Source organism: Lysinibacillus sp. UBA5994, from assembly GCF_002429725.1.
GTDB classification, from domain to species: domain Bacteria; phylum Bacillota; class Bacilli; order Bacillales_A; family Planococcaceae; genus Lysinibacillus; species Lysinibacillus capsici.
Window position 1 is genome coordinate 1 of the sequence record NZ_DJAU01000046.1, and the last position, 5,615, is coordinate 5,615.

Consider the following 5,615-nt stretch of genomic DNA (forward strand, 5'->3'; position numbering starts at 1 on the left):
GCCATCATCACTAGACTTTGTTATGTATCTTGTTTTGAAGTTGTTTACCTGTCCTTCAAGACAAGAATTATTGTATAACGTTTTCTAACATTGTGCAATACTTTTTTATAAAAAAAAGAAATTATTACTTTTTAAAGATATTTTTGTTAAGTAAGAGAAAATATTGCCCTGCAAAATATTATAGCAATTGTTGGTTCAAAAGAAAACAATTATTTTATTTGGCCGATATTATTAGCTTATAATCTATTTCACTACAAGTGAAGAATATAGATAATCCTTCACTCGTCTTTTCGTTAAATATTTGAAAGCTCTATTTTTAATTTTACAATATCCTCAAGTGTAGTGGAAGGTCCAAAAGATATTCTAAAAAATTGGCGTGCCGCTTCCAAAGAGAACCCCATTGATAGAATAGCCTTTGTTCCCGATTCACTATGAATATCACATGCACTACCTGTAGAGATACAGATTCCCGCCTCATTTAACTTTAAAAGAACATATTGCCCCTCTACTTTTTCCATCATTACCCCACAAATATTAGGTAGTTGCTGTTTACACTCAACGAGCTGACATTTTTCAGGTAAATTATTTTCAAAATAATTTCTTAGCGTTTCATAATGTTGCAATTCATATTGATAGTTTTCAATTGCCGCGGCAAAGGCCACGATTGCAGGAGTATCTAATGTCCCCCCTCTAAGACCCCTCTCATGTGTCAAACCTGGTGTTAATGCAGGTACTCTGATTGCAGGGTTCAGATATATAGCACCACAGCCCTTTGGTCCGCCTATTTTATGAGCCGAGATGGTAATCGCATCTGCCCCTTGTGGTATAGCTAGTTTGCCAAATGATTGTACACAATCAACATGACAGAATATATTTGATTTTCTTGCCATCTTTACGATTTTCTCTACAGGCTGGATTGAACCAATTTCAGAATTGACATGTTGAATGGTAATCAAAGCAGTCTCTTCCCGGATTGCTTGTTGCAATTGCCCCAGATCAACACAACCATCCTTCTGCAAAGGTAATTTTGTTACAGTAAAGCCCTTTTTCTCAAGTGTATTCAAAGCCGCATGCACTGACGTATGCTCAGCTTGAGATGAAATAATGTGTTTTCCTTTTTTTGAGGCTAGCGCTAACGACAAGATGGCTATGAGATTTCCTTCTGTTCCACTACCCGTAAAAATTACGCCATCACTAGTTACACCTAGGGCTTGGGCTACAACCTCCCTTGATTGCTGGACAAAATAAAAAGCTTGTCCCCCTAAATCATGCAAACTCGCACTATTTCCATAATACCGTTGTGCCACCTCTACATATGCCTCAAGAGATTCCCTCATCATAGGTGATGTTGCAGCATAATCCATATAAATCATCGTCTTCTTCCTCTCTTGTTCATCAGGTCTTGTTTTCTTTTATATTTTATGTAAAGATAAGTGTCAAGACAACTGTAAAGAAGGTATAACTATGGATGTAAAGACAGACGTCCTTATAATTGGTAGTGGTATTGCTGCACTTCAGGCTGCTTTAGTGCTTGAAAAACATTTTCAAATACAAATTGTTACAAAATCATCTATATATATGAGTAGTTCTTATCGTGCACAAGGTGGGATTGCTGCTGTTACCAGTGAGGAGGATCATATTCAACATCATATTGCTGATACATTGAAAGCTGGAGAGTATCATCATGAGAAAAGGCATGTTAAAACACTTATAAAAGATGGCACTGAGATTATGCAAAACTATCTAAAGGATGGCCTCCCTGTTGATCGGCAGGTCGATGGAAAACCTGCTCTAGGACTTGAAGGAGCACATAGTCATCATCGTATTCTACATGCAGGTGGTGATCGTACTGGTCAGATTTTCATAGATTACTTGCTTCATAAACTTTCGCCCAAAACAAAGATCAATTGCTATGAAATGGCTTATGAGCTTTTACGGAATACAGATGGTGACTGTGTAGGAGTGCTAACTAAAGGAGAAAAAGGTACAAAACGTTATTTGGCTCATCATGTTATTTTAGCGACAGGTGGCGCAGGTGCCCTTTATTCAAGTACATCTAATTTTCCAACTAATACAGGGGATGGGATCGCATTAGCATTTCGAGCAGGCGCTGCCATTAGTGATATGGAATTTATGCAATTTCACCCGAGTCTTCTGTGGTGTAAAAATGAAGCAAAGGGATTAGTTTCTGAAGCTGTCAGAGGGGCTGGTGGTATTTTTGTTAATGCCCAGCATCAGCCCATTATGACAGGTTTACATGCTCAACTTGACCTAGCACCAAGACATATTACTGCACTTGCCCTATTTACAAAACGTGCAGCGGGTGAAGAAACGTTTATTGATATCACTAACATTCAAGACTTTGAAGCAAAGTTTCCAACAATTGCTCAGCTGTGCCATGTTCATCACGTTCATTTACAAGATGGTCTAATCCCCGTGGCTCCAGGAAGTCATTTCTTGATGGGTGGTGTTATTGCTGATGACAAAGGAAGTACTACTATACCGAACTTATATGCAGTCGGTGAGGTTGCCTGTACAGGCGTACATGGTGCGAATCGTTTAGCAAGTAACTCCCTATTGGAAGGTATTACATTTGGTCAAAAAATGGCGCAGTTCATTATTCAAAAAGGGTGTCATCAAAAAAACTTTTTACTGGAAAAGCATCAATGTCCTGATAAAATGCCACCTTTATTTAGCAAACCCCAATTACAGCAACACATGATGCAGTTCCTAGGTATTGTTAGAAATATTGATGACTTGCAGCATTTTGTAAAGCAACTACCCTCCTTGCAATCACTTATTCAAGTTAATTTAAAGGGTCTAGAACTAGCTGAGTTGGAATTATTTATGATGCATGTAGTCGCCACATTAATGGCACATGCAGCAATTACTCGAACGGAAACAAGAGGAGCTCATATTCGGAAGGATAAATCCGAAATGAAATCACAATGGGCAAGTCGATGGATTATTTTTTCGCAAGGACAAATGAAAGTGAGGAATTCATTGTATGAATATCATCAAACTTGAGGAAATGCTCAAGCAATTTTTTAATGAGGATTTAGGAGATGGAGATTTATCGAGTGAATTTATCTTTTCAGCCGAACAACAGGGAGCTTTTTCTTTTTACGCGAAAGAAAGCGGAATTTTTTGTGGGGCTAACATTATTGAGCATGGCTTTCTCTTACTCGATCGATCAATCGAAGTCAATCTTCATACAAAAGATGGAGAGATGGTGAAGTCAGGTGATGTACTCGCTGTGATTAAAGGTCCCTTACAAAAATTATTAATCGGTGAGCGTGTCATTTTAAATCTTATTCAACGTATGTCTGCTATTGCAACGGCTGCCCATCTTGCCGTTCAAGAAACAGTAGGTACTCACGCAAAAATATGTGATACGCGTAAAACACTACCTGGACTGCGTATGTTAGATAAATATGCTGTTCGAATTGGTGGTGCTTTTAATCATCGTAATGGCCTGTACGACGCAATTATGCTAAAGGACAATCATATTGCCTTTGCTGGTAGCATTACAAAGGCAGTTCAGACCGCTAGAGCGAAAGTCGGTCATACCGTAAAAATTGAAGTTGAAATTGAATCAAAAGAACAATTAGAAGAAGCTATCAACGCAGGAGCAGATATTATTATGTTTGATAACCGTAGCCCAGAAGAAATCCGTGCATGGCTTCCCATTGTTCCTCCCACTATTGCGACTGAAGCATCTGGGGGCATCACACTTGAAAATTTAAAGGCTTATGCCCAAACGGGTATTCAATGGATTTCACTTGGCTCCTTAACACATTCAGTTAAAGCTTTTGATATTAGTGCACTCGTTCAAATGAAAGGAGATCATTCCCTTGTCCATCACTAGTTTATTACAACAGACGACATTACTCCCAGAGCATTATCGGGCACTATCTGTAAAGGAAATGGAATCTCGTATTTTATCAATAAAGAAAAAATTAGGTTCTAAATTATTTATTCCTGGCCACCATTATCAAAAAGATGAAGTCATTCAATTTGCAGATTCAACTGGGGATTCTTTACAGTTAGCTCAATTATCCGCAGCAAATAAGGAAGCTGAACACATCGTATTTTGCGGTGTACATTTTATGGCAGAAACTGCTGATATGCTGACAACGAAACAGCAACATGTCTATTTACCAGATATGCGCGCTGGTTGTTCAATGGCTGATATGGCTGATATTTATCAAACTGAACAAGCATGGCCAATTCTTCAAGAACTCTTTGGTGATACGATTATTCCTCTAACCTATGTTAACTCAACTGCGGCTATTAAAGCCTTTACTGGAAGACATGGTGGTGCTTGTGTCACTTCATCGAATGCAAAGGAACTTGTTCAATGGGCTTTTACCCAAAAACAGCGTATCTTCTTTTTACCTGACCAACATTTAGGAAGAAATACTGCCTATGATTTAGGTATACCTCTTGAAAATATGGCTGTTTGGAATCCACATAAGAACTTGCTCGAAACAAAAGAGCCACTTGAAAATATCCAGGTTATTCTTTGGAAGGGTCACTGCTCTGTGCACGAAGGTTTTACTGTTCAACATACAGAGGTTATTCGCAAAGAACACCCGACTATGAGGATAATTGTTCACCCTGAGTGCAGCCGTGAAGTGGTTGCAGCGGCTGATGATGCAGGCTCCACAAAATACATTATTGATACAATCAATCGAGCTCCAAGCGGATCTGCATGGGCAATTGGAACAGAAATGAACCTTGTCAATCGCATTATTAAGCAGCATCCTGATAAACATATTGTCTCCTTAAACGAAAACTTTTGTCCTTGTTTAACAATGAATCGAATTGACCTTCCACATTTGTTATGGAGCTTAGAAAGTATTGAGCAAGGTCAACCTCATAACCGTATACAAGTAGATGAACATACTACCGCTGAAGCACTTAGTTCACTTGAAAGAATGCTAGCCAGAGGATAAATAGTTAAAACTTTTTAAACAGAAAGGTTGAAGATATAACCTTTCTGTTTTTGTTGACATAACGCCTACTTCTAATAGTGCTAATGGCTTCCATTTGCGCCCCGCTTTGCTATAATTGACACGACTTTATGCTCCATGATACTGTCAATTTGGAGGTGATACTAAATGGCTTTTCAATCGAAAAATATCTTTATCAATTTACCAGTACAAGATCTAAACAAATCTATCAGTTTTTTTAAGGAATTAGGTTTTGAGTTCAATCAACAATTCAGTGATGAAACAACAGCCTCAATGATTATTAGTGAAAATATCTTCGTATTAATAATGGTTGAAGAACGATTTAAAGGATTTAGTAAAAAAGAAGTTACAGATACTACTACTTCTGCAGAAGCAATCTTATGTCTCTCTGCTGAAAACCGAGAACAAGTAGATCAACTAGTGAATAAGGCACTTGCCTCTGGTGGTAAACCTTATAGTGAACCACAAGATCACGGATTTATGTATGGTTGGGGTTTTCAAGATGTAGATGGGCATATCTGGGAAGTAGTTTATATGGATGAAAATGCATTGAATCAAGAGTAAATTTTGTATCTATGAATATCAAAAAACAGTAGATGTAATTGCATCTACTGTTTCTAGTATGACCCGTACGGGATT

General features: G+C 38.1%; 5 protein-coding genes. 4 read left to right on the forward strand and 1 reads right to left on the reverse strand.

Annotated elements, in window-relative coordinates:
• Positions 1-293: 293 nt before the first annotated feature.
• Positions 294-1,364, reverse strand: coding sequence for a cysteine desulfurase family protein (locus tag B3D98_RS14635; protein ID WP_066038274.1), 1,071 nt, complete (start codon positions 1,362-1,364; stop codon positions 294-296).
• A 100-nt stretch (positions 1,365-1,464) separates the two neighbouring features.
• On the opposite strand from B3D98_RS14635, the gene nadB reads away from it, so the two are divergent.
• From nadB to B3D98_RS14655, 4 genes are all read left to right on the forward strand, one after another.
• Positions 1,465-3,027: an L-aspartate oxidase gene (nadB, locus tag B3D98_RS14640; RefSeq protein WP_288583853.1), complete on the forward strand. Its 1,563-nt coding sequence runs from the start codon at positions 1,465-1,467 to the stop codon at positions 3,025-3,027.
• Complete coding sequence (gene nadC / locus B3D98_RS14645) at positions 3,008-3,868, forward strand: carboxylating nicotinate-nucleotide diphosphorylase (protein WP_066038273.1); 861 nt, start codon at positions 3,008-3,010, stop codon at positions 3,866-3,868. The genes nadB and nadC overlap by 20 nt, the downstream gene beginning before the upstream one ends.
• Positions 3,855-4,958, forward strand: coding sequence for a quinolinate synthase NadA (nadA, locus tag B3D98_RS14650; RefSeq protein ID WP_054548463.1), 1,104 nt, complete (start codon positions 3,855-3,857; stop codon positions 4,956-4,958). Before nadC ends, nadA begins: the two co-directional genes overlap by 14 nt.
• 165 nt (positions 4,959-5,123) lie before the next feature.
• Positions 5,124-5,540, forward strand: coding sequence for a VOC family protein (locus tag B3D98_RS14655; RefSeq protein ID WP_279495843.1), 417 nt, complete (start codon positions 5,124-5,126; stop codon positions 5,538-5,540).
• The last annotated feature ends 75 nt before the right edge of the window (positions 5,541-5,615 follow it).

What these genes read in the sequence shown, in the direction of transcription:
- nadC (WP_066038273.1), top strand. Translation starts at nt 3,008, where the DNA reads ATGAATATCATCAAACTTGAGGAAATGCTCAAGCAATTTTTTAATGAG.
- B3D98_RS14655 (WP_279495843.1), top strand. Translation starts at nt 5,124, where the DNA reads ATGGCTTTTCAATCGAAAAATATCTTTATCAATTTACCAGTACAAGAT.
- nadB (WP_288583853.1), top strand. Translation starts at nt 1,465, where the DNA reads ATGGATGTAAAGACAGACGTCCTTATAATTGGTAGTGGTATTGCTGCA.
- B3D98_RS14635 (WP_066038274.1), bottom strand. Translation starts at nt 1,364, where the DNA reads ATGGATTATGCTGCAACATCACCTATGATGAGGGAATCTCTTGAGGCA.